Origin of the sequence: Pseudomonas sp. BF-B-30 (assembly GCF_019956305.1) — a bacterium.
In the GTDB taxonomy this organism is placed as follows: domain Bacteria; phylum Pseudomonadota; class Gammaproteobacteria; order Pseudomonadales; family Pseudomonadaceae; genus Aquipseudomonas; species Aquipseudomonas jessenii.
Map to the genome: position 1 here is coordinate 1 of NZ_JAHBDG010000019.1, position 23,356 is coordinate 23,356.

Here is a 23,356-nt window from a genome sequence, read left to right on the forward strand (position 1 = left end):
TCAAGCACCATGCTGGCAGCATGCAGCTTGAACTCGCGGGTATAGACCTTTCTTTCGTTCATGGAACCTCCAAGTTGGCGAAATCATATCGCCCTTAAGAGGTGTCCGGAATTATTAGGCCAGTTCAAGCTCGCTCCTACAAGGGTTGGCGTACGGAAACAGTGCGAGGAATACCTAGAAACTTCGATCACACGGGGTAATACCAGTATATCCCGTGTTAATCACATTCAGCATTTAACTTTTTACATTGAATGGTACAATGTGTATTTACGTGGTACGTACCACATTATCAAAACCCGGGAGATCTCATGGCACGCGGCGGTGTAAATAAAGCGGTGGTTCAAGCCGCTCGGTTGGCGATCCTCGCCCGCGGCGAAAACCCCAGCATCGATGCCGTACGCATCGAAATGGGCAATACCGGCTCGAAAACCACGATTCATCGCTACCTCAAGGAGCTCGATGACCGGGTCGAACCTGTCGAGGCACCCACAGAACCGATCGACGACGAACTGATGGCGCTGGTGGCACGGCTCGCGCAAAGACTCAAGGAGCAGGCGCAAGAGCCCATCGACCAGGCACGCGCGCAGTACGAAGAACAACGCAAGGCGCTGGAAAACCAGCTCGGCGAAGCGCAAGAGGACAACAGCGAACTGCACCAGCAATACGAGTTTCAAAGCCTGGCGCTGACTCAGGAATCCGAGGCCCTGCAAGAAACCCGAGCCATGCTGCAAACGGAGCAAACCCGCAACGCCGGGTTGAATCAGGCGCTGGCCGATTTCGAATTGCGTTTGAAGGACAAGGACGAGCAGATCCGCTCCCTTGAAGAAAAACACCTGCACACTCGCGACGCACTGGAGCACTACCGCAATGCGGTCAAGGAACAGCGCGAACAGGAAATGAGTCGCCACGAAGGCCAGGTGCAACAGATACAGATGGAACTGCGTCAGGCGCAACAAAGCGCACTGGTACGCCAGGATGAAATCACCCAGCTGCACCGCGACAACGAACGCTTGCTGACTGAAAACCGCGGCACGCTGCGCGAACTGAGCCTGCTTCAAGAACAGCTCAAGCAAAGCAATACCCGTCAGGATCAGTTGCTGGAACAGGCCACCCGCGTCGACGGTGAGCGCACCCTCCTCCAGGAACGCCTGCGCGTCGCTCTGCTGGAAAGCCAGGCACTCAAGCAGAACGTCGACGAGCAGTCGCAGCTCAACAGGTCACTGGAAATGGATCTGGCCAAGACCCGGGCGGATCTGGAAGAACGCGTACGTCTGGCCGCGACCCTTGCGGCAGCGGCAGACGCAGCGAAGGACGCTTAACCGGCGACCGGCGTACGCATGGTGACGAACTCTTCGGCGGCCGTCGGGTGCACCCCGATGGTTTCGTCGAAGTCGCGCTTGGTGGCGCCGGCCTTCAAGGCAATCGCCAGGCCCTGGACGATTTCACCGGCTTCCGGGCCGACCATGTGGCAACCCAGGACCTTGTCGGTGTTGGCGTCCACCACCAGTTTCATCAGCGTGCGCTCCTGGCATTCGGTCAGGGTCAGCTTCATCGGCCGGAAGCGGCTTTCGAAGATCTGCACCTCGTGACCGGCTTCGCGAGCTTCTTCCTCAGTCAAACCGACGGTGCCGATGTTCGGCAGGCTGAACACCGCCGTCGGGATCATCTTGTAATCCACCGGACGATACTGCTCTGGCTTGAACAGGCGTCGCGCCACCGCCATGCCTTCAGCCAGGGCCACCGGCGTCAGCTGAACACGACCGATCACATCGCCCAGCGCCAGGATCGACGGCTCGGCGGTTTGATACAGCTCATCGACTTCGACAAAGCCTTTCCTGTCGAGTTTGACCCCGGTGTTTTCCAGCCCCAGATTGTCCAGCATCGGACGACGACCCGTGGCGTAGAACACGCAATCGGCTTCCAGCTGGCGACCATCCTTGAGCGTGACTTTCAGGCTGCCATCGGCCAGCTTGTCGATGCGCTCGATGTCCGCGTTGAACTGCAGGTCCATGCCGCGCTTGGTCAACTCTTCCTGCAAATGCTTGCGCACGGAACCATCGAAGCCGCGCAGGAACAGTTCGCCGCGATACAGCAGCGTGGTCTTGGCACCCAAACCATGGAAGATCCCGGCGAACTCGACCGCAATGTAGCCACCGCCCACCACCAGCACCCGCTTGGGCAGCTCTTTGAGGAAGAACGCCTGGTTGGAACTGATGGCATGCTCATGCCCCGGAATCTCCGGAATCTGCGGCCAGCCGCCGGTGGCGATCAGGATGTTCCTGGCGGTAAAACGCTCACCATTGATCTCGACCTGATGCGGATCGACGATCTTCGCGTGACCTTCATGCAAGGTCACGCCGCTGTTGACCAGCAGGTTGCGATAAATGCCATTGAGGCGATTGATCTCGCGGTCCTTGTTGGCGATCAACGTCGGCCAGTCGAACTGCGCCTCATCCAGGCCCCAGCCAAAACCGGAAGCCTGCTCGAAGTCTTCGGCAAAGTGCGCACCGTAGACCAGCAACTTTTTCGGCACGCAGCCGACGTTCACACAGGTCCCGCCCAGGTAGCGGCTTTCGGCCACGGCCACTTTCGCACCGAACCCGGCGGCAAACCGCGCAGCCCGCACACCGCCGGAACCGGCGCCAATCACATATAGGTCAAAATCGTAGGCCATTTTCAATCTCCTCGGCAGGTGACCAGCATACCCGCAGACATTTGTTGGGCAAGCGCTGCAGTCGATATGGGGCCTGAAAATGAAAAAGCCACCCGAAGGTGGCTTTTCAATACAGTCAGGTCGAAAGCGATCAGTACGCCTTGCCCGTCTTGTAGAAGTTCTCGAAGCAGAAGTTGGTCGCGTCGATGTAGCCTTCGGCGCCGCCGCAGTCGAAACGCTTGCCCTTGAACTTGTAGGCAATCACGCAACCATCCTGCGCCTGTTTCATCAGGGCGTCAGTGATCTGGATCTCGCCGCCTTTGCCTGGCTCGGTTTGTTCGATCAGGCTGAAGATGTCCGGCGTCATGATGTAACGACCGATGATCGCCAGGTTCGACGGGGCATCTTCCGGTTTTGGCTTCTCGACCATGTTGCGCACGCGGTACAGGTCGTCACCGATCAGGTCGCCTGCAATCACACCGTATTTGCTGGTTTCTTGCGGGTCTACTTCCATGATCGCGACGATGGTGCAGCGATACTGCTTGTACAGCTTGACCATCTGCTTCAGTACGCCGTCACCTTCCAGGTTGACGCACAGGTCATCCGCCAACACCACGGCGAACGGCTCGTCACCGATCAGTGGGCGACCGGTCAGGATCGCGTGGCCCAGACCTTTCATTTCGGTCTGACGGGTGTAGGAGAACGAGCACTCATCCAACAGGCGGCGGATGCCGACCAGGTATTTCTCCTTGTCGGTGCCTTTGATCTGGTTTTCCAGCTCGTAGCTGATGTCGAAATGGTCTTCCAGGGCGCGCTTGCCGCGACCGGTGACGATGGAGATCTCGTTCAAGCCGGCATCCAGTGCCTCTTCGACGCCGTACTGGATCAGTGGCTTGTTTACCACCGGCAGCATTTCCTTGGGCATGGCTTTAGTCGCTGGCAGGAAGCGAGTACCGTAACCGGCTGCTGGGAACAAGCATTTCTTGATCATATAAGTCCTTGTAACGGCTGTGTGTACGAGTTTCGGCGCAGTCTAATCAGGCGGCGTGTACCTTACAATGCCCCGCGCTGGCTAACCGATGCCAACATAGAGAAATATTCTTGCCGATAGTTCCCTGCGCGGGTGTGCAGGTTACCGGACAAACTCTTATGCATAGCAGAGATTCGCACAATTGCACGCTTTCTACCGCAACTGACATCCCGCCATCCCCCCAATGGCACCTGCTGCGTGCGTTTGGCGGTATCATGGCGCGATTGAACCAGACAACGAGGCAAGTAGATGTCGGCAGTAAAAAGCGTCAACGGATTCCTGATCAATCAGGAGAAAGACGGCCAATGGTGGGTGGCCAGTGTCGCCGGTGAAAATATCGCCGGGCCTTTCCCTTCCGAAGCCCTGGCAATCGAAGTGGCCTCGGTGCTGGAGCTTGAGCACCCGGAACCCAAGCGACGCGGCAAGGACAAGAGCTGATCGACGCCCGATGCGAAAAGCCCTGGCATAGCGCAGGGCTTTTTTATGAATACTGAAAAAGAAGTGGCCTTTGGCTATAACCTTTTGAATCCGGCGCTGTCTCAGCCTTAGCCCACCCCCCTGACGATGATCAAGCCATGAATAAAGTTTTGCCTTTGCTGACGGTATTGGCCCTGAGCGGCTGCGCAACGTCGGAACAAACCTACCTGGCTAACGGAGAGCAGGGTCTATCGATTGACTGCTCCGGTGAAGCCAACTCCTGGGCTGCGTGCTACGAAAAGGCCGATGCGTCCTGCGCGGGCACCGGCTACAAGATTGTCGGAACCGATGGTACCCCCTCGCTCAAGGAGAGCGAAAAGACTCTCGGCGCCGACGTCGGTAACTACAAGAGCCGCAACGTCGTGGTGATCTGCAGGTAACCCGCCGCGCCCTACATATGGATTTCGGCGAATTTGATTCCAAGCCCGCGCACGGTATCGATCAGATCATCAAGGCGGCTGAAGGACTCGACTTCATCATTGTCATCCACCAGGAAATAGCTGCGCCCGGCGCTTTTCTTGAAAAACACGATCCATTCCCCCAGCTCCGCCGGATTCTGAATCACATGGGTGGCAGAGATTAAACCCTCTGCATGCCGCTCCCGGACCTGCTCTCGCTTCATTTTCGACTCCAGAAATAACGATGCCGCCAAAGCAGGGCTTTGGCGGCATCGGTGCTGATGGTCGATAGTCTATCAGCCGGAAATGCACTCGTTGGCAGCCTTCTGTACATCCTTTGGCCGCACCGGGACATTGGACATGCTCTCGTGCAGCTTGATGCTGCTGCCGCCGGAGCGTTCTTCGATGTCAAACACGGCAGACGGCCCCACGGAAAACTTGAGCGGCACGATCACGCGCAAGCCATCCTTGTGCGACTGGATCTGCAAGGCGCCTCGGCTATCGGCCAGTTTTTCGCTCAGGCATTGCGCGTATTCATGGGGCTTCTTGCCAGAAATCACGTTCATCGTCGGCAAGGACTCGTTGATGTCCGAGACGTTCGCGCAACCACTGATCGTCAATGCCATCGGCAACAACCACAAACCCCACTTCATACCAAACCTCCGTTAAAGACCCTCGGACAGCGCAACTGCGATTTTTCTCCGAGACAAACTGCTTTATCGCTCATCAAATGTGAAATAAGCGTTTTTAATTGTAGAAGCGGCCGGATAATAAGGCCTTCGGGCTGATAAACTGCGCCAATCGCCCATGCTATCGTTTTGATTTTGTAGAAAAAGCCCTTCTGGAGGCGCCTCATGAAATTTATCCATCAGCGCGAGCACCTCAATGAAGACGACATCGTCGTCATTCAATGCTCCCAAATGTGCAACATCCGCTTGATGAACGACGCCAACTTCCGCAGCTTCAAGAATGGCGGTCGTCACACCTATCACGGCGGTGCATTCGACACATTTCCGGCCCGCATCACAGCCCCGAGCACCGGTTTCTGGAACATCACGATCGACACCGTCAACCGCCGCGCTATCAGCGTGACGCGCAAACCCACCCTGACGCACTCGATCAAAATCATTCGCCGCTCCAGCACGAAACTGAGCTGATCAGCGAACCCGAAACACAAGACAGGCAGATACAACCGTGGCCCAAACGACCAAGTACGTCATCAAATACAAACTCAACGGTGAGCGCCGCTTCGAGTTTGCCCAGCTTGAAAACGGCACCCCGGAAGAAGCCAAGGCGGCGCTGGATGCCATTCATGGACAGGACGACGTCATCAGCGAAATCAGCGTCAGCAAAGCGCTGTAACACGATCCGGAGCGACAATGGACGTCGGCTCCCGCTCGCAGTTCGACCGCAAGCAGCGGAGTGCCAGCTTTATTTTTGCCTTGCAGACTGACCACCTCCATAACAAGAGGCCCGGCAATGAGCGAGCAATATCTGGACAGGCTGGACTGGCCCCGGCTGGAGCAGCAACTTGATCAGGACGGCTGCGCCGTCATCCCGTCACTGCTGAGTCACAAGGCTTGCGGGCAGGTCAGCGCCTGGTACCCTCGCACCGAACTGTTTCGCTCCCACGTGGTGATGGCTCGCCACGGGTTCGGCCGAGGCGAGTACAAGTATTTCAACTACCCGTTGCCGCAACTTGTGGCCCGCTTGCGCAGCGCGCTCTACCCACGACTGGTGCCCATCGCCAATCGCTGGCATGAACAGATGGGCTTGCCGGAGCGTTTTCCTGAAACCCTTCCAGCCTTCCTCGAACGTTGCCATGCCGCTGGTCAGAACCGTCCGACACCCTTGTTGCTGCAATATGGTCCGCAGGACTACAACTGCTTGCATCAGGATCTGTACGGTGAGCACGTTTTCCCGCTGCAAGTGGCGATCCTGCTGTCAGACCCGGATCAAGACTTCACCGGCGGCGAATTTGTCCTGACTGAACAGCGCCCGCGAATGCAGTCACGCCCGATGGTCATCGGCCTGAAGAAAGGTGACGGGTTGATCTTTGCGGTCAACCAGCGTCCGGTCAAAGGCACTCGCGGTTACTACCGCGTTACCCTGCGTCACGGCGTGAGTCGCCTGCACAGCGGCAAACGGCATACCCTTGGAATCATCTTCCACGATGCGTCATGAACCCATGAATCCGCAGACTTTCGATCTGTTTGCCGATGCAGAACCCGAGCAACAGCCCAGGCGCGAGCAGATCGGCGAACAGTCCTACGTGCTCAGAGGCTTCGCCCTGCCCTGGCTGGAGCGTTTGCTGCCTGCCCTGGAAGAAGTGCTGGCGGCCGCGCCGTTTCGGCAGATGGTCACACCCGGCGGTTTCACCATGTCGGTCGCCCTGAGCAGTTGTGGCCAATTCGGCTGGACCACTGACCGCAGCGGTTATCGGTACACCCGCCTCGATCCAGACACCGCAAAGCCCTGGCCAATGATGCCCGAGGTGTTTTTCCAACTGGCACAAGCGGCGGCGCAGGCAGCAGGGTTCACCGGTTTTGCGCCGGATTCCTGCCTGATCAACCGTTATATCCCCGGGGCAAAAATGTCATTGCATCAGGATAAGGACGAACATTCCTACGCCGCCCCCATCGTTTCGGTATCCCTGGGTTTGCCGGCGATGTTCCTGTTCGGCGGTTTTGCGCGCAGCGACAAAAGTCAGCGCGTTCCCCTGCTCCATGGCGACATCGTGGTCTGGGGTGGCGTAGATCGCCTGCGTTATCACGGCGTGTTGCCGATCAAGGACGGTCATCATCCGAAACTGGGCGAGCAACGCATCAACTTCACCTTCCGTACCGCCGGATAAAGCCTTCGAATTTGACCGCAAGCGCCGGAGTGTGTGGCAACCGCCCCACGGTTAATGTGCAGGCAACCCCTCAATGGACGTGACGCCATGACAACCCGATCGACCAAAATCGCCACTGAAAACGATCCGCGTTGGGCCGCCGTGGTTGCGCGCGATCCCAAGGCTGACGGGCAGTTTGTCTATGCCGTGAAGACCACAGGCATCTACTGCAACCCCAGCAGCCTCGCGCGCTTGCCCAAGCCACACAATGTCGAATTCTTCGATAGCGCCGAACAGGCCCGGGCCGCGGGTTATCGCCCGAGCAAACGCGCGACGAAGGATCAGAGCGAACTCGCCGCGCAACATGCCACAACCGTGGCCGCCGCGTGCCGCCAGATCGAAAGCGCGCAAACGCTGCCCGCCCTGGGCGAATTGGCCGAGGCGGCGGGCCTGAGCAGCTTCCACTTCCATCGCGTGTTCAAAGCCGTCACCGGCCTGACGCCCAAGGGCTACGCCGATGCCCATCGTTCACGCAAGGTACGCGAGCGACTGGCGCACGGCGGCTCGGTGACCGATGCCCTGTATGACGCCGGCTTCAACTCCAACAGCCGGTTTTATGAAGCGGCAGACCAACTGCTGGGAATGAAACCCGGGGACTACCGCGCGGCCGGTCAAAACAACGACATTCGTTTTGCCGTCGGCCAGTGTTCGCTGGGCGCGATTCTGGTGGCGCAGAGTGAGCGCGGGGTCTGTGCGATCCTGCTGGGCGATGATCCGCACCAACTGGTCTGTGATCTGCAAGACAAGTTCCGCCGCGCCAACCTGATCGGTGCCGATCATGAGTTCGAACAATTGATTGCCCGGGTCGTCGGCTTTATCGAGGCGCCGGCCATTGGCCTTGATTTGCCGCTGGACGTACGCGGCACGGCGTTTCAGGAGCGTGTCTGGCAAGCGCTGAGGGAGATTCCCGTGGGCAGCACCGCCAGCTATGCCGATGTCGCCCAACGCATCGGTCAACCAAAAGCCGTTCGCGCCGTGGCCCAGGCCTGTGGCGCGAACAGCCTGGCCGTGGCGATCCCTTGCCATCGCGTGGTGCGTAGCGATGGCAATCTGTCGGGCTATCGCTGGGGTGTCGAGCGCAAACGGCAGTTGCTGGAGCGCGAGTCGCAGTGATCAGCGATTCACATCCACCACCACGCGCCCGCGCAACTGCCCGGCAAGCAAGCGTGGCGCGGCTTCGATGGCTTCGCTCAAGCCGATTTCGTGACTGATCAGCGGCAACAGGTGGAAGTCCAGATCCCGGGCCAGGCGATTCCAGGCCTCCACACGTTTGGCTTTGGGCTGGGTCACGCTGTTGATGCCGACCAGAGTCACGCCGCGCAAGATGAACGGCGCAACGGACGCCGGAAAGTCCATGCCCTGGGCCAGACCGCAGGCCGCGACGGTGCCATTGGCCTGGGTGCTGGCGCACGCGTTGGCCAGGGTGTGGCTACCGACTGAATCAATGACCGCCGCCCAGCGCTCCTTGGCCAACGGCTTGCCCGGCGCGGACAAGGTGGCGCGATCGATGATTTCGCTGGCGCCCAGTTGCTTCAGGTAGTCGTGCTCCGAGGTCCGTCCGGTGGACGCGACCACCCGGTAGCCGAGCCTGCTCAGCAAGGCGATGGCAAAACTGCCGACGCCACCGTTGGCGCCAGTCACCAGAATGTCGCCCTGCCTGGGCGTCACGCCGTTGTGCTCCAGTGCCAGGATGCACAGCATGGCCGTGTAGCCCGCCGTACCGATGGCCATCGCCTGGGCCGCGGTAAACGCCTTGGGTAGCGGTATCAGCCAGTCACCGTTCACGCGAGCCTTCTGCGCCAATCCACCCCAATGCCCTTCACCCACGCCCCAGCCATTGAGCAGGACCTGGTCACCGACCTTGTAGGACGGATGCCCGCTGACTTCGACGACACCGGCCAGGTCGATGCCCGGCACCATCGGGAATTTGCGCACCACCGGACTGCTGCCGGTAATCGCCAGGCCATCCTTGAAGTTCAGCGTGCTGTAGGCCACACGCACCGTGACGTCGCCCTCGGGTAACTGAGCGTCCTGGATCTCTTGCAGTGTGGCCCGGTAACCGCTGTCGTCTTTGTCGATCAAAATGCCTTTGAACATTACGGCCTCTCAATGGAATCAGTCTGTGGGTGGTGCAATTGAAATAACACATAAGCCTCACCCGCTGAAATGACGACTGGCCTTGCGCCAGTCGTTGCGTTACAAATCCTGTTCTACCGCCCCTACCCGGATTCAACGTCGGAGACCACAGCACATGAACCAATGGCCAGATACCCGCATTCTTGACCTGCTCGGGATCGAACTGCCGATCATTCAGGGGCCGATGGCCGGTGCCACAAACTCTTCCATGGTGATTGCAACCTGCAATGCCGGCGGCCTGGGCTCGATGCCAGCGGCGATGCTCAGCACGGATCAACTGCGCGAAGAGCTCAAAACCATCCGCCAACACACCCGGCGCCCGATCAACGTCAACTTCTTCTGTCATCAGCCACCGGCTCCGGATGAGCAACGCGCGCAGGACTGGAAAAACCTGCTGCAACCTTACTACCAGGAACTCGGCGCCGACTTCGATGCGCCGACACCGGTGTCCAACCGGGCGCCGTTCGATAACGCGGCCTGCGAAGTGATCGAAGCGTTTCGCCCTGAAGTGGTGAGCTTTCACTTTGGCCTGCCGGAAAAATCCCTGCTCGACCGGGTCAAGGCCACCGGCGCGAAGGTGCTGTCCTCGGCCACCACCGTCGCAGAAGCCGTGTGGCTGGAACAGCATGGTTGTGATGCAATCATTGCCATGGGCTACGAAGCCGGGGGCCATCGCGGAATGTTTCTCAGCGATGACCTGAGCAGTCAGGTGGGGACTTTTGCCTTGGTGCCCCAAGTCGTCGATGCGGTGAAGGTGCCGGTGATTGCCGCTGGCGGCATCGCTGACGCACGAGGCGTCGCCGCGGCCTTCATGCTCGGTGCTTCGGCGGTGCAGGTGGGTACGGCGTACCTGTTCACGCCAGAGGCCAAGGTCAGCCCTTCCCATCACAAAGCCTTGCGCACCGCCCGGGAAAGCGAGACGGCCGTCACCAACGTGTTCACCGGCCGCCCGGCCCGGGGCATCCTCAATCGGGTGATGCGTGAGCTGGGGCCCATGAGCGCCAAGGCCCCGACCTTCCCCCTTGCCGGTGGCGCGTTGATGCCGTTGCGGGCCAAAGGTGAAGCGGACTTCAGCAACCTGTGGGCCGGCCAGGCATTTACCCTCGGGGTCGAATTGACCACCGAGGCACTGACTAGAAAGCTGGCTGAAGAAGGATTAGCGAGACTGCTGGGTCGTCCCTGAGCTTCACTCCCATCAAAATTGTATACAATTTTGCGGTAACACATTCCGTTCAAAGGCAATTCGCTATATATTTTTGTACATAACGATTAACCTGCTGCAATTGCCTTTAACGGAGCCGTTTCATGACCATTCGTGCCTCACGTTTTGCCCCGACCTGCCTGGCGAGCCTTCTCGCCGTATTCGCCTTCGGCTCAGCCCAGGCGGACGAAGTCCAGGTGGCCGTCGCCGCCAACTTCACCGCGCCCATCCAGGCCATCGCCGCTGATTTCGAAAAAGACACCGGGCATAAACTGGTCGCCTCCTTTGGCGCCACCGGCCAGTTCTACACCCAGATCAAAAACGGCGCGCCGTTCGAAGTGTTCCTCTCGGCAGACGACAGCACCCCGAAAAAGCTTGAAGCCGAAGGCGACTCCGTCAAGGGTTCGCGCTTCACCTACGCCGTCGGTACGCTGGCGCTGTGGTCGGCCAAGGAAGGCTACGTCGATGCCAAGGGCGATGTGCTGAAAAAGAACGAATACCAGCACCTGTCCATCGCCAACCCCAAAGCCGCGCCTTATGGCCTGGCGGCGACCCAGGTACTGGCCAGGGAAGGTTTGACCGACAAGGTCAAGGACAAGATCGTTGAAGGCCAGAACATCAGCCAGGCCTACCAGTTCGTCTCCACCGGCAACGCCGAGTTGGGTTTTGTCGCCCTGTCGCAGATCTACAAGGACGGCAAGATCACCAGCGGTTCGGCCTGGATCGTTCCCGCCAGCCTGCACGACCCGATCAAGCAGGACGCGGTGATTCTCAACAAGGGCAAGGACAACCCGGCCGCCAAGGCACTGGTTGACTACCTAAAGGGGCCGAAAGCGGCAGCTGTCATCAAGTCCTACGGTTACGAAATCTAAATGTCGCTATCGAGTGCCGATTTTTCCGCCATCTGGCTGACCCTGAAACTGGCGTCCCTGACGACCGTCATCCTGCTGATTGTCGGCACTCCGATTGCGTTATGGCTGTCGCGCACCCGCTCCTGGTTGCGCGGTCCGGTCGGGGCGATTGTCGCCCTGCCCCTGGTGCTGCCACCGACGGTGATTGGTTTCTATCTGTTGCTGGCCCTCGGCCCTCACGGGTACCTTGGCCAGCTCACCCAATCACTGGGCCTTGGCACCCTCACGTTCAGTTTTGCGGGGCTGGTCATCGGTTCGGTGCTGTATTCGATGCCGTTTGTGGTCCAGCCGCTGCAAAACGCTTTTTCCTCGATTGGCACGCGCCCGCTCGAAGTGGCCGCGACCTTGCGGGCCAATCCCTGGGATACCTTTTTCAGCGTGACACTGCCCCTTGCCCGCCCCGGTGTCATTACCGCGGCCATTCTCGGCTTTGCCCACACCGTCGGCGAGTTCGGCGTGGTGCTGATGATCGGCGGCAATATTCCCGAGAAGACCCGCGTGGTCTCGGTGCAGATCTACGATCACGTCGAAGCCATGGAGTATGCCCAGGCCCATTGGCTGGCCGGGGCAATGCTGGTGTTCTCGTTTGTCGTCCTGCTGGCGCTGTATTCCAGTCGTAAAACCAAAGCGGGCTGGAGCTGACCGATGATTCAAATGCGTCTGAAACTACGTTACTCGGGCTTCGCCCTGGACGTCGATCTGCAGGTGCCTGGCCGTGGCGTCACTGCGCTTTACGGCCACTCCGGCTCTGGCAAGACCACTTGCCTGCGCTGCATCGCCGGCCTGGAGCGGGCCGATCAAGGCTTTGTCCAGGTCAACGATGAAATCTGGCAAGACAGCGACAACCGGATCTTCGTCGCACCGCACAAGCGCGCGCTGGGCTACGTGTTCCAGGAAGCCAGCCTGTTTCCTCATCTGTCTGTGCTGGCCAACCTGGCATTCGGCCTCAAGCGCATCCCCAAGCCGCAGCGTCGGGTCGACATGGCCCACGCCACCGAGTTGCTGGGCATCAGCCATTTGCTGGACCGGCACCCGCAACACCTTTCAGGCGGTGAGCGACAGCGCGTCGGCATCGCCCGCGCCTTGCTCACCAGCCCGAAACTGTTGTTGATGGACGAGCCTCTGGCGGCGCTGGATGCCCAACGCAAAGGTGAAATCCTGCCCTACTTGCAACGCCTGCACGACGAACTCGACATCCCGGTGCTGTACGTCAGCCACTCCCAGGATGAAGTCGCGCGGCTGGCCGACCATATCGTGTTGCTCAGCAATGGCAAGGCACTGGCCAGCGGCCCGATCGGCCAGACCCTGGCACGCCTCGACTTGCCGCTGGCAATGGGGGATGACGCTGGTGTGGTGATCGAAGGTCGCGTCAGCGCTTATGACGCCGACTATCAATTGCTGAGCCTGCAATTGCCCGACACCACCCTCAACATCCGTGTGCCTCATACGCCACTGGATGCGGGCCAGGCACTGCGCTGCAAGGTCCAGGCGCGGGATGTGAGCCTGAGCCTGGACAATACCGGGCAAAGCAGCATTCTCAATCGCCTGCCGGTCACTGTGGTCAGCGAAATGAGCGCCGACAACGCCGCTCACGTGCTGATTCGCCTGGACGCCGCCGGCACGCCATTGCTTGCGCGGATCACGCGTTATTCCCGTGATCAACTGAACATCCATCCCGGCCAGCCACTCTGGGCACAAATCAAAGCGGTCGCGGTGCTGGCGTAAATCCGAAGGCACGACTGCACCGGGGCGAGGTCAGCGCCTGAATCGACGAATTGACCTGCCTGTTTTTTGCACGATCACCAATGGCTTCTATAGTTGAACTGAACACGTATCCGCTGCGGAGACGCCATGGAAGACATTTTCGTCGTGAAACGCTGCAACAAGATCATCATCCATGGTCGCCGTGCGGGTGAAAATGACCACCTGCCACCGGATGCCGCGGTCTGGTACCGCATCGCCGATACCCGCACCCAAGGCTTCATCGGAGATGGCTACGATACTGAAGAAGACGCTGTGCGTGTTTGCCGTCAGTTGAACGCTCAATCACAAGTGACAGCCCGACAAAGTTGACGGCTCGTCACCATTTTTTAACGGGTCTATACTGAGATAGTTGAAGGATCAGTAACCCTTTCGGCAGAAAGCTCGCCCCAGGCGGGCTTTTTGTTGCCACACCCAGGTTTCTTGAACGGAGGTGCCTCCCATGTCCGAAAAAGAGTCCATCACCACCCTGCTCACCTTGCTGGACTCCCGTCAGGCTCGCCTGGCCGCAGCCTGCAAGGAAATCGCCGACTGGGTCGATCATCAAGGCGGACACCCCACCGCCCTCAGAATTCGTGATCGCCTGAATGACATTGAGAAGGACACGCCGCTGATCCGGCACACGCTGTCGTCTCTCAAGCCTGTCGACCGGCCTCTGCCCCGGTTCAGATGATCCGTCACGGATTCGCGGTGCGGGAAAAGGCCCTGTTCGGGCAGCATGATTGGTGACCGTACGTCTCCACACCCTTGGCTGCCTGCTGGATTTCCATCCCTTCTCACAACCCGGCCTGGAACCGGGATTTTTTGTTGCGCAAAACCAATCGAACGTCCCCGCTCACGTGGAGTCAACCGCTCACACGTCACGAAGGAGACGTTCCAATGGTCACTCATTTCAAAGTCAGCGGGCACCTGGCCTGCGGTCACCACGGCAACAACCTCGTATCGACCCGCGAACTCAACCGGGTGAAATGCCGAAGCTGCCGAAACACTGACGCCTACAAAGAAGCCCGCAAGGCTGAGCGCAACGCTACCCGCCGCGCAGCACGCAAAGCCAAAGCCGTGCACACCGCCAATGACTGGCGTTCAGCCTGGACCGAGCGGCTGACCGCGATGGCCGGCCTGCAACGACTGCCCCGTGGCTTTGGCGGCCAACCCTTCGTTTAGGGAGCATGAAGTAGCCGTCACGGCGAGTCGATGTCCCTGCGCGCGGGCTCCATGATCTCGCGCAGGGACATGCGCTTGAACGCCTCGACCAATGCTCGCCCCTCAACGGGTGCACAAGTGACAGCCAACCGCATGGTCGCCTCGCCCAGGTGCCAGATCAAAAACGCGGACTCCTCGACCTGTTGCTCGTCGCAGTCGGGATACACGCGTAGCATCGCCTGGGCCAGCAGGGCTCCGGCAACCCGGCTCTCCCCCAGTTCCAGCTGCAACAACTGCTTGTCGGCCTGCATGCCGGACCAGATGTCACGCATCACCGGTGTCGCCATCACGATCTCGTAATACTGATCGAGCAACTGCGAATAGGCGGCGCGCAAACCCCGCGCATCCTCGACAGCCTCCATTGCATCTGCAATGCAACGACGGCTTTCAGCGTTATAGCGTTCGGCCAGCGTACGGATCACGGAACTCTTGTCAGGGAAGTACTGATAAAGGGAACCGATCGAGATCTCGGAGCGCTCGGCGATTTCACTCATCTTGAGTTGATCGCAGCCCTTGTCCGCAATCAATTGAGTGGCCATGGCCAGAATCCGCTCCTGACGATCGCGGCTGCGCTGTTGCGTGGGATTGCGTCGAACCGCTTCTGCAGCAGGCCGTTCGAGGGTTTCAGAGTTTTTTTTGCGCACAAGTGAATTCCCGATCAAAAACGTGACATGTACTCACCTTAGCATCGCCACTCCCTACGCCCAACAACAGATGCCGCACGTCGGGGAATTCGACCTGATGGGTTGACGGCGAAACATGAGCATCTATCATCTTTTAAACATGAGCATCACTCACATTAATCGATGGAGATGAACGCGATGAAAACGGCCCAACCCATCACGCTGGTCCTCGGCGCCACCGGCAAAACCGGACGGCGCATCACACAACGGCTCGAGGCTGCAGGCTTGCCCGTTCGCCGGGGTTCGCGCGATGCCAATCCACCCTTCGACTGGGAAGATCGATCGACCTGGGACGCCGTGATCGATGGCGTTCATTGCGTCTACATTTCCTTTCAACCGGACCTCGCCGTTCCAGGCGCCGTTGAAACCATCCAGGCGTTCACCGACCTGGCGGTGAAAAGCGGCGTCCGCAAACTGGTCTTGTTATCCGGGCGCGGCGAAGTTGAAGCGCAACAGGCCGAACGTGTCGTACAGGACAGCGGGATTGACTGGACGATTCTGCGGGCCAGTTGGTTCTGCCAGAATTTCAGCGAGGCACACTTTCTTGAACCCATTGTGCAAGGTGAGCTTGCACTCCCCGTCGGCCAGGTCGCCGAGCCCTTTGTCGATGCAGAAGACATCGCCGAGTGTGCCGTCGCGGCACTGACCCAACCCGGACACACCAACCAGCTCTATGAACTGACCGGCCCTCGGGCGTTGACCTTTGCTCAAGCCGTGACCGAGATTGCCCATTCCACCGGTCTCAAGATCGAATTCGTGGCCGTACCTCGGGACGCCTATCGACAGGCAATGGAACAGGAACAGCTTCCTCCGGCGTTGATCGACCTGGTGTTGTATCTCTTCACGACTGTGCTGGACGGGCGCAACACACCCGTGGCCGATGGTGTACAGCGGGCGCTGGGACGGCCGGCGCGCGACTTTGGCGACTACGTACGGCGCACTGCCGCTACGGGCATCTGGGGCAATGGCAGTCCGACGTAAAGCAGTGGCGGGAACAGGCTTCGTGGACTAGGGTTTTTTGGCGTATCGAAGTGCGGCGCCTTTATTGGCAGGAGCCTGATCAAGGAGGAACCCATGTCACTCAAACGTAGTGCTGAACAAACCTACCGCCAGTGGTCGACCCCGATCCTGTTGGAACTCAAGGAGCGAGAACATCAGATGAACCCATCAGACCGCCAGGCCCTGGAAAACGTACTGCTGGAAAGAAGGCTGATCGATACCGGCAACCCGGCCGGCAGCGATCGCCGCAAGGCAGACCCGACGTCCTGAAAAGCATCAGGCAATCACGATCAAGATAGAAATAATGGAATAGAAAAAAACAAGGGCTTGCATCCGCTTTCGCTTGCAAGCCCTTGCTTTAGAGAATGCCCAATCGAACGCAAACACGGTTCCAACGTCTGAATCCCCCCGCCGCCGTAAATCCATTTTTGATAATTATTAATTTCCAAACACTCCCCTCTATCGGCTTTAAATGTGCCAGGAGGAGGGTTAGCCATGGTAGGGCCCGCAGGTGACGTTTTTGACGAAAGCTTCGACTGCCATCAAAACCGCATTTGCAGAGGCTGACTTTCCTGAGCAGATTTACTGTTTTGTCCCGCGTCGTCACCCAGGCCACGCAGACAAACATTCACACACCGCACTTCGGTTTTCCCCGGTTCGAGACCAGGCTAAACCACCACATGGAGGGATTCCAGGATGCTGATAAAAATCGAGAAAGCGAGCAAACCGGAAGGCTGGAATGTATGGATGAACGCGTGGTGCGTTGAGTTTCGCAGCTACGCAGAGGCCTTGGCGTTCGTGATCAGATTGGAAGGCCGGATCAATGCACCTCACCCCTTGCCTATCAGCACCGCCAGACTTCTTTTGGAACAGGCTTGACCTCGCGACGCCATCACCGAGAAGCTATCCACGACGTCATATCCGTATTTATTAATCTGTCTTTGATAATTATTGATTTCGCTCGCCCCACTCCCTCGACTTTAAATATGCGTCGAGGGGGCGTTGGCCAAGGTGAGGTTTACAGGTGACACCTTTAACGGACGCTTCGAATACAGCCAGTCTGCATTTGAGGAGGCCGACCTTCCTCACCATGTGTAATACCTTGCCCCGCATCTTCCCCCAGGAGGTGCGGGGTTTTTTTCGTAAATGCGTTAAAACCACCCGCTACGATCATCTTCCAACTCTTGGCGACACACTTTAAGTTGAGCGTTGTAAATCTCTGACTGCTTTTGCACTTTCTGGGCAACCTGCATCAGCCACGGTTTACTGCGATAGGTATTGCGGCTAAAGCCCCCACGCCCCTCGTGATAGGCCAGGTACTGATTGTAGGTGTCCCATTTGGAGATTCCGAGCTGACGTTGGGTGCCAGTGGTGTACCAACCGATAAACATGATCGCGTCGTCAAAGCTGTCACGCGAACCACCGTTGCCAGTATTGTCCTTGTACTCACCCCACACCGGGTCTTGAGCCTGCGCATAACCGTAGGCCGAACTGACTCGCCCCCAGGGGATCACCCAGAGCAGGTAGTCACGAGGCGGCAATGCGTCCGCCACGTAACTGCTTTCCTGCTTCATGATTGCCATGGCCACATGCAGAGGCGTCCCATATTCACTCTGCATTTGCAGCGAGTCCTCATACCAGTCGGGATACTCACGGTAAATACTGCAGAGATTGCCTTGGTCTTTTGGCGGCGTGGTCGTGCACCCCGTTAAAAACAGCATCAACAAAGCCAACAGCAGAACCTGTCCTTGTTTCATTCATTACCCTCAAAAATAAGGGCATAAGGTACCCTCCGTTTACTGCAAGGCGCCTGAGTCAGGCAGGTGCAGGCAAAAACGTCAGAAGACATCCAGCTTGATCGCGTCACCCTTATCGAGAGGCTTCTTTGTAAGTCCCTATTGCACGGCGGCCTGACGCAAGCCCTGCGCTCTGATTGAATGCTCACACGTGGGCGTGAGGTCAGTGGGTGTACTCCGGGTTTCGATCTAGAGCATTTTCTCCAGGCCGATCTTGTCGCTGAGCCAGGCCTTGAAGCTGCGCCACTTGCCGCCGGGCTCCTTGCGCAAGGTATGCAGGCGGTCGTCGTCCTCGGTGAGCCAGACAATTTCGCCGTTTTCCAGTCGGGCCTGGTAACTCCGGGCCGGCGCCATGCCCTCAAGCGCCAGCTGGCGTACGTAGCCGGCCAGTTCGGGACTATCGACCAGCACCCCGACTTCAGTGTTCCAGAACACTGAACGCGGGTCGAAATTGTACGAGCCAACGAACACTTTCTGTCTGTCCAGGATCATGGCCTTGGTGTGCAGGCTGGAGTCAGAGCCACCACTGAAACCAAACGAGGAGCTACGACCAGGATCGTCCGGCTGGCGCCGCAGCTCATAGAGTTTCACGCCATGTTCGAGCAGAGTCTTGCGATACGGTGCATAGCCGCCATGCACCGCCGGCACATCGGTGGCCTCCAGTGAGTTGGTCAGCAGGCGCACATCAACGCCGGCATCGGCACGACCCAGGAGATAGTCCATGCCCGGCTTTTGCGGGACGAAATAGGCCGAGATCATGATCAGCTCGCTATTGACGCTATCGAGTTCAGGCCGCAGCTGTGTGGCCATCAATAGCGCGCGTGCCGGTTCGCCGCTGGCCAGGACCTTGCTTGGAGCGTCCCACATCGCCTTGCTATGGGCCCAGATCAGCTGCTTGCGCCAGGTCTCGAGTTGCGGTTGAGTCTGGTAGGTCATGAGATGGTTGTACAACGCCTTGCTCTCGATTCGTGATGTCTGGAGCGATTGCTCCAGGCGTTGGCGGCTTTCGAGCAAGTCTTGCGCTGTTGGCTTGTTGAGCTGGAAGTCACTGATCGACTGGCTCAAGGCGCTGTTCCAGTACTGATCGAAGCTGTGCCCCAATTGCTCGGCGACCGGGCCGATGCCCAGCAGGTCCATGTCGGTGAAGTTGAGGTCGGGCCTGGCGTCGAAATATTCATCCCCCAGGTTGCGTCCGCCGACGATGGCTGCGCTGTTGTCGGCCAGCCACAGTTTGTTGTGCATGCGTCGGTGTTGTTGGGAAAGATCAAGCAGGCGGCCCATGGTTCGAGTGACCACGGTGCTGCGCCCCAGATGCAAAGGGTTGAAGACGCGGATATGGATGTTCGGGTGCACCGCCAGGGTAGCGATGACTTCTTCCTGGCCGTCGCTGGCAGTGTCATCGAGCAAGATGCGTACCCGTACGCCGCGATCTGCTGCCAGCAGCATTTCATGTACCAGCGCCCGAGTGCTGAAACCGTTATGCACGATGTAGTACTGCAGATCGACGGCTTTCTGCGCATTGCGGATCAACTCGGCGCGCGCCCGGAATGCTTCACTGCTGTTGGGCAGCAAGCGAAAACCCGAGCGCCCCTCATGCTCGGCGGCCTGAGCCTGGATCGAGCGCCCGAACGCCGAATCGCTGGCGGGTATCGCCTCGCTGAATTCGTGAGGCAAGCGCGTGGTGGCGCAGCCGACGAGCAGCAGCGCGAACAGCATGGCGCAGAGAAACCGGGACATGGGCAAGGACTGCTCCTCAACCACAACGGGTGTAGTTTTTGAACTCAACATCCAGCCAGTACTGGCTGCCGAGCACATGCAGCCCTCGATAATCCGCACGACTTGTTCCAGTAAAGCCCGTTTCAAGCAGTGTGTCGAAATATTCCAGCAGCTGCGCCCAGAGCATGAAACCGCCCTGGGCCGGGTGCAGGCCCGCCCTCCGCTGTAGCGCCGGGCTGGGTCGAGCAGTTTGGGTCAGCCGGTGTCGCTAACAACGTACGCGGTGCCCTGGAAGCCATCGATAAGATTGAAGAATTCATCAAGATGATGCTTGTGGTGATGATGGCACCGGAGTGACTGAGTCGTTTTCGGCCCTTCGCGACAGGCAGCAGTCAGCCAAAAGCGGGCGCTCACAGCGGATGTCGATATCAGACTTGTTCAGTAGAGGATAAGAATCCAGTTTAGATTTTGACGTGTGCCCACTCTATAAACGACTCTGGAAAAACGACGGCAGCAAAGTAGTCGTCTAACCTGGGCGCTGGGCTCGTTCCGATTCATCCAGGTGCTCTAGCAGCACCGCTATCGTCGCATCCCGCAGCTTGATTGCCTCCATCCAGTCCGGCCCGTCTGCCAACAGCGGGGGACAGACGTTGACGTGGATTGCACCGTGGCGCGGGTACCACTGACCGTCGCGCAGCACCTTGCGCGTGCCGCAGATTGCGACCGGCAGCAGTGGCACGCCGGCACGCGCAGCGAGTACGAAGGCGCCCATGTGGAACGTTCGCAATCCTGGCTCGCGGGTGAAGGTTCCCTCGGGAAAGAACACCAGGGGCTGGCCAGCCTGCAGCGCCTCGGCCAGGGGCTCGGTGTCTGCGGCGCTGCGCTGCAGGTCGAAGCGTTCGACAAAGCGGGCGCCGAGCTTGCGCAGGAACCGGCCGGCGATCCACTGGCCAGCCAATTCGCGCTTGGCAACGAAGCTGAACTGTGGCGGTAGGGCCGCGCTGAGAATGACACCATCGAGGTAGCTGGCATGGTTTGCGGCCAGCACGCTCACCGAGGAGGAAGGCAGGCGTTCGAGTCCCGTGACACTAAACGGAACACCCGCCAGGCGCAGAAACAGCCGGGAGGCCGTACGGGTAAAGCTGCGACACCAACGCTGGCGCGGCAGGATCGCAACGACCAGCCAGGTCAGCGGTGTGACCAGCCAGAACAGCAGCCAGATGTAAGTGGCATACAACGCGGCGCGGCAGGTCTGCCAACTGCGACCGAAATGCCCGCGCAAGGCCTGCAACACCAGGCGCAGCAGCTGGCGCCAAACGGCCAGGTGCGGCCGCCCCACTTCGCCGCGCTCATACAGTTCACGACTGGCAGCACGGCGAAGCTTTCCGCTGGAGGTTTTCAGTACGCTATGCGGTGGCGCCAGAACGATATCGTCGGGCGCCACACCGGTGAGGTCGAACACGATACGGTTGACCTCCTGCTGCAGCTGTTGCCGCGCAGCAGCGTCCTTCTCGTAGCTTTCCGCCAACACCACCAGGCGCTCGGTGCCGGTGGCCGGCTCCGGACTGCCGAACACCGCGATGCAGCCTTTGCGCAGCCCGGGCAGATTGCCGACCGCTGCTTCGACATCGTAGGGGTAGATGTTGCGCCCGGCACGGATGATCAAGTCCTTGGCGCGGCCGGTCAGGTAGACCTCGCCGCCGGCCATGTAGGCGAAATCGAGCGAGTCGAACCAGCCATCGCGCAGCACCCGGCGGGTCTCTTCGGGGTTGCGGTAGTAGCCTGCCGAGGTAGACGGCCCGCGAAATTGCAGGTGCCCTTCGCTGCGTTCGGGCAGTTCGATTCCACTGCCATCGACAATACGAATCTGATGGCCCGGCAGTGGTCGACCGCTGGAGACGAAGCGCAGCGTTGCGCTGGCATCCGCTTCGACGGGCAGTGCATTGCCACGGGCCTGGAACGCGTCGCGCTGTACCCGGTCGATCAGCGGTCCTCGGTCCAGGGGAGGAAAGGCCACGCCCAGCGTAGCCTCGGCCAACCCATAGACCGGCGCCAACGCGGTAGGGGCCAAGCCGTAGCGTACGAAACGTTCGGCGAAGCGCTGCAAGGTCTGCGGGCTGACCGGTTCGGCACCGTTGAAGGCCAGGCGCCAACTGCTCAGGTCCAGACCCTCGAGATCGTCGTCAGCGAGTTTGTTCAGACACAGCTCGTAGGCGAAGTTGGGCGCCGCCGACATCGTGCCTCGGAAGCGGTCGATGGCCCATAGCCAACGCGCCGGCCGTGCCAGGAAAGCCAGCGGCGACATCAGCATCAGGCTGTAGCCGTAGTACAGGCTGCCCAGCCAGGCACCGATCAATCCCATGTCGTGGTACATGGGCAGCCAGCTGACGAACACGTCTTGCGGTCCCACCTTCAGAGCCCTCCCCATGGCGCGCAGATTGGCCAGCAGATTGGCGTGGCTGACCATCACACCCTTGGGCTGGCCAGTACTGCCCGAGGTGTACTGCAGGAAGGCGATGTCATCCGGTTGCCGCGGTGGTGTGATGCACTCGCCCCCCTCGCCTGTCAGCTCGGCCACGCTGGCAATGCGCGTCAGGCTCGGGACCTGCGGCTGTAGCAACCGGGCGAGCAGCTTCGCTTGCGTCACGGTAATCAGCACTTTGGCCTCGGCGTTGCGCAGAATGCCGGCCTGGCGGCGCAGATGATCCTCTATCTGCGACAGGCGCAGCGGTGGGTAGATGGGCACCGGCACACCACCGGCCAACAGAATGCCGAAAAAGCCCTGGAGAAAGTCGCGGCCTGTGGGCAGCATCAGGGCCACGGTCTGACCGGCGTGCAAGCCACTGCGTTGCAGCCCTGCGGCAACGGCCAAGGCACCCTGGTGCAAGGCGCCATAGCTAATATCTTCCTGCTGGTCACTTTCACCTAGCAGGCGCACGTGGAGATGCTGCGGCTGCTGGCGCACATGCCAGTCCAGTACCTCGATCAAGGTCCGCGCGGCGTCTGGCGGCTGCCCCGTTGCTATCAGGGTCTCGCTGGAGTCGCTGGAGGGCAACGGACGTACGGCCTCGGCGCCATGCCTGCTGTGCAGCACGCGCAGTATGTCGGTGGGGGTGTCTGCCGAGGCGAACAGGTTTTCCGGTAAGCGCACACCGAATTCGTGCTCGATACGTGACCAGAGCTCGACTCGAGTCAGGCTGTCTACGCCCAGATCCCGATCCAGCACGCTGTGCAAGGTGACTTGCAAACCTTCTGCCGCTTGCGGGCGCAGCTCGACCACGGTACGCCGGACAATTTCGAGCAATTTTTCCGCGTCCCCATCGCAACGGGGAACGGCACGGGTTTCTGGAGGCGGACGAGGCATCGGCAGCCCCTCATGACAGAACACTCTGTGTGTAGATCCTTGCCAACTGCCATTATGCGCCTACGGAGGCGACTGGGAATGCCATCATCAGCTGCAGCGCTCGCAGGATGGGTGAGCCGGGGCTAGGCTTCTGAA

The 23,356-nt window shown here is 59.5% G+C and carries 28 protein-coding genes; 18 read left to right on the plus strand and 10 right to left on the minus strand.

Annotated features, from left to right (window positions below; all coding sequences use genetic code 11):
• The first annotated feature begins 308 nt into the window (after positions 1–308).
• Entirely contained in the window at positions 309–1,319 is a 1,011-nt protein-coding gene (locus KGB29_RS11880) for a DNA-binding protein (RefSeq protein ID WP_150814109.1), read from the plus strand.
• Here KGB29_RS11880 and gorA read toward each other — a convergent pair.
• Positions 1,316–2,674: a glutathione-disulfide reductase gene (gorA, locus tag KGB29_RS11885; RefSeq protein ID WP_090455468.1), complete on the minus strand. Its 1,359-nt coding sequence runs from the start codon at positions 2,672–2,674 to the stop codon at positions 1,316–1,318. The genes KGB29_RS11880 and gorA overlap by 4 nt on opposite strands.
• A gap of 130 nt (positions 2,675–2,804) precedes the next feature.
• Positions 2,805–3,644: a UTP--glucose-1-phosphate uridylyltransferase GalU gene (gene galU, locus KGB29_RS11890; RefSeq protein WP_007975949.1), complete on the minus strand. Its 840-nt coding sequence runs from the start codon at positions 3,642–3,644 to the stop codon at positions 2,805–2,807.
• A gap of 288 nt (positions 3,645–3,932) precedes the next feature.
• On the opposite strand from galU, the gene KGB29_RS11895 reads away from it, so the two are divergent.
• Positions 3,933–4,121 (plus strand): hypothetical protein, encoded by a 189-nt coding sequence (locus KGB29_RS11895; protein WP_007985505.1) that lies wholly within the window; start codon positions 3,933–3,935, stop codon positions 4,119–4,121.
• A gap of 137 nt (positions 4,122–4,258) precedes the next feature.
• Entirely contained in the window at positions 4,259–4,540 is a 282-nt protein-coding gene (locus KGB29_RS11900; RefSeq protein ID WP_057714661.1) for a hypothetical protein, read from the plus strand.
• An 11-nt stretch (positions 4,541–4,551) separates the two neighbouring features.
• Here KGB29_RS11900 and KGB29_RS11905 read toward each other — a convergent pair whose 3' ends face one another.
• The gene (locus KGB29_RS11905; RefSeq protein WP_008053025.1) at positions 4,552–4,782 is read right to left on the minus strand and encodes a hypothetical protein; all 231 of its coding nucleotides are present in this window, start codon (positions 4,780–4,782) and stop codon (positions 4,552–4,554) included.
• Positions 4,783–4,854: 72 nt separating this feature from the next.
• A complete protein-coding gene (locus KGB29_RS11910) occupies positions 4,855–5,211 on the minus strand; it encodes a hypothetical protein (RefSeq protein ID WP_057714660.1) in 357 nt (118 codons plus the stop codon).
• A 201-nt stretch (positions 5,212–5,412) separates the two neighbouring features.
• Here KGB29_RS11910 and KGB29_RS11915 point away from each other — a divergent pair, with 201 nt between their 5' ends.
• From KGB29_RS11915 to ada, 5 genes are all read left to right on the plus strand, one after another.
• A complete protein-coding gene (locus KGB29_RS11915) occupies positions 5,413–5,715 on the plus strand; it encodes a DUF1883 domain-containing protein (RefSeq protein WP_007912251.1) in 303 nt (100 codons plus the stop codon).
• 37 nt (positions 5,716–5,752) lie between these two features.
• Complete coding sequence (locus tag KGB29_RS11920) at positions 5,753–5,920, plus strand: hypothetical protein (protein ID WP_191624874.1); 168 nt, start codon at positions 5,753–5,755, stop codon at positions 5,918–5,920.
• Between the two features lie 117 nt (positions 5,921–6,037).
• On the plus strand, positions 6,038–6,742 hold the full coding sequence (locus KGB29_RS11925; protein ID WP_150814108.1) for a 2OG-Fe(II) oxygenase: 705 nt from the start codon (positions 6,038–6,040) through the stop codon (positions 6,740–6,742).
• Positions 6,732–7,412, plus strand: coding sequence for a DNA oxidative demethylase AlkB (gene alkB / locus KGB29_RS11930; protein ID WP_150814107.1), 681 nt, complete (start codon positions 6,732–6,734; stop codon positions 7,410–7,412). The genes KGB29_RS11925 and alkB overlap by 11 nt, the downstream gene beginning before the upstream one ends.
• An 87-nt stretch (positions 7,413–7,499) precedes the next feature.
• On the plus strand, positions 7,500–8,564 hold the full coding sequence (ada, locus tag KGB29_RS11935) for a bifunctional DNA-binding transcriptional regulator/O6-methylguanine-DNA methyltransferase Ada (RefSeq protein WP_150814106.1): 1,065 nt from the start codon (positions 7,500–7,502) through the stop codon (positions 8,562–8,564).
• On the opposite strand, the gene KGB29_RS11940 is transcribed toward ada, so the two are convergent.
• On the minus strand, positions 8,565–9,548 hold the full coding sequence (locus KGB29_RS11940) for an MDR family oxidoreductase (RefSeq protein ID WP_150814105.1): 984 nt from the start codon (positions 9,546–9,548) through the stop codon (positions 8,565–8,567). It lies immediately after the preceding gene.
• 154 nt (positions 9,549–9,702) lie between these two features.
• On the opposite strand from KGB29_RS11940, the gene KGB29_RS11945 reads away from it, so the two are divergent.
• The 7 genes from KGB29_RS11945 to KGB29_RS11975 all read left to right on the plus strand — a co-directional run bounded on the left by KGB29_RS11945 (position 9,703) and on the right by KGB29_RS11975 (position 14,624).
• Positions 9,703–10,770, plus strand: coding sequence for an NAD(P)H-dependent flavin oxidoreductase (locus KGB29_RS11945; RefSeq protein WP_150814104.1), 1,068 nt, complete (start codon positions 9,703–9,705; stop codon positions 10,768–10,770).
• Between the two features lie 122 nt (positions 10,771–10,892).
• Positions 10,893–11,660, plus strand: a complete 768-nt coding sequence (modA, locus tag KGB29_RS11950; RefSeq protein ID WP_150814103.1) for a molybdate ABC transporter substrate-binding protein — start codon at positions 10,893–10,895, stop codon at positions 11,658–11,660.
• Complete coding sequence (modB, locus tag KGB29_RS11955; RefSeq protein WP_150814102.1) at positions 11,661–12,341, plus strand: molybdate ABC transporter permease subunit; 681 nt, start codon at positions 11,661–11,663, stop codon at positions 12,339–12,341. It begins immediately after the preceding gene.
• A gap of 3 nt (positions 12,342–12,344) precedes the next feature.
• On the plus strand, positions 12,345–13,424 hold the full coding sequence (modC, locus tag KGB29_RS11960; RefSeq protein ID WP_150814101.1) for a molybdenum ABC transporter ATP-binding protein: 1,080 nt from the start codon (positions 12,345–12,347) through the stop codon (positions 13,422–13,424).
• A 126-nt stretch (positions 13,425–13,550) separates the two neighbouring features.
• The gene (locus tag KGB29_RS11965) at positions 13,551–13,772 is read left to right on the plus strand and encodes a hypothetical protein (RefSeq protein ID WP_150814100.1); all 222 of its coding nucleotides are present in this window, start codon (positions 13,551–13,553) and stop codon (positions 13,770–13,772) included.
• A gap of 130 nt (positions 13,773–13,902) precedes the next feature.
• A complete protein-coding gene (locus KGB29_RS11970) occupies positions 13,903–14,133 on the plus strand; it encodes a hypothetical protein (protein WP_057714650.1) in 231 nt (76 codons plus the stop codon).
• A 206-nt stretch (positions 14,134–14,339) separates the two neighbouring features.
• On the plus strand, positions 14,340–14,624 hold the full coding sequence (locus tag KGB29_RS11975; RefSeq protein ID WP_150814099.1) for a hypothetical protein: 285 nt from the start codon (positions 14,340–14,342) through the stop codon (positions 14,622–14,624).
• A gap of 17 nt (positions 14,625–14,641) precedes the next feature.
• On the opposite strand, the gene KGB29_RS11980 is transcribed toward KGB29_RS11975, so the two are convergent.
• Complete coding sequence (locus tag KGB29_RS11980; protein WP_218543986.1) at positions 14,642–15,307, minus strand: TetR/AcrR family transcriptional regulator; 666 nt, start codon at positions 15,305–15,307, stop codon at positions 14,642–14,644.
• Positions 15,308–15,484: 177 nt separating this feature from the next.
• On the opposite strand from KGB29_RS11980, the gene KGB29_RS11985 reads away from it, so the two are divergent.
• The 3 genes from KGB29_RS11985 to KGB29_RS11995 all read left to right on the plus strand — a co-directional run bounded on the left by KGB29_RS11985 (position 15,485) and on the right by KGB29_RS11995 (position 17,224).
• Entirely contained in the window at positions 15,485–16,327 is an 843-nt protein-coding gene (locus KGB29_RS11985) for an NAD(P)H-binding protein (RefSeq protein WP_150814097.1), read from the plus strand.
• 93 nt (positions 16,328–16,420) lie between these two features.
• A complete protein-coding gene (locus tag KGB29_RS11990) occupies positions 16,421–16,615 on the plus strand; it encodes a hypothetical protein (protein WP_150814096.1) in 195 nt (64 codons plus the stop codon).
• Between the two features lie 426 nt (positions 16,616–17,041).
• Entirely contained in the window at positions 17,042–17,224 is a 183-nt protein-coding gene (locus KGB29_RS11995; RefSeq protein WP_057714641.1) for a hypothetical protein, read from the plus strand.
• Positions 17,225–17,496: 272 nt separating this feature from the next.
• Here the strand turns inward: KGB29_RS11995 and KGB29_RS12000 are convergent, their stop codons facing one another.
• The 4 genes from KGB29_RS12000 to KGB29_RS12015 all read right to left on the minus strand — a co-directional run bounded on the left by KGB29_RS12000 (position 17,497) and on the right by KGB29_RS12015 (position 23,221).
• Positions 17,497–18,102 carry a hypothetical protein gene (locus tag KGB29_RS12000; RefSeq protein WP_057714639.1) on the minus strand — a complete coding sequence of 202 codons (606 nt, stop codon included), beginning with the start codon at positions 18,100–18,102 and terminating at the stop codon, positions 17,497–17,499.
• Between the two features lie 228 nt (positions 18,103–18,330).
• Entirely contained in the window at positions 18,331–19,878 is a 1,548-nt protein-coding gene (locus KGB29_RS12005; protein ID WP_150814095.1) for a phospholipase D family protein, read from the minus strand.
• Between the two features lie 16 nt (positions 19,879–19,894).
• A complete protein-coding gene (locus KGB29_RS12010; protein WP_159390070.1) occupies positions 19,895–20,044 on the minus strand; it encodes a hypothetical protein in 150 nt (49 codons plus the stop codon).
• A 339-nt stretch (positions 20,045–20,383) separates the two neighbouring features.
• Positions 20,384–23,221, minus strand: a complete 2,838-nt coding sequence (locus KGB29_RS12015; protein ID WP_223507711.1) for an AMP-binding protein — start codon at positions 23,219–23,221, stop codon at positions 20,384–20,386.
• Positions 23,222–23,356: the final 135 nt, after the last annotated feature.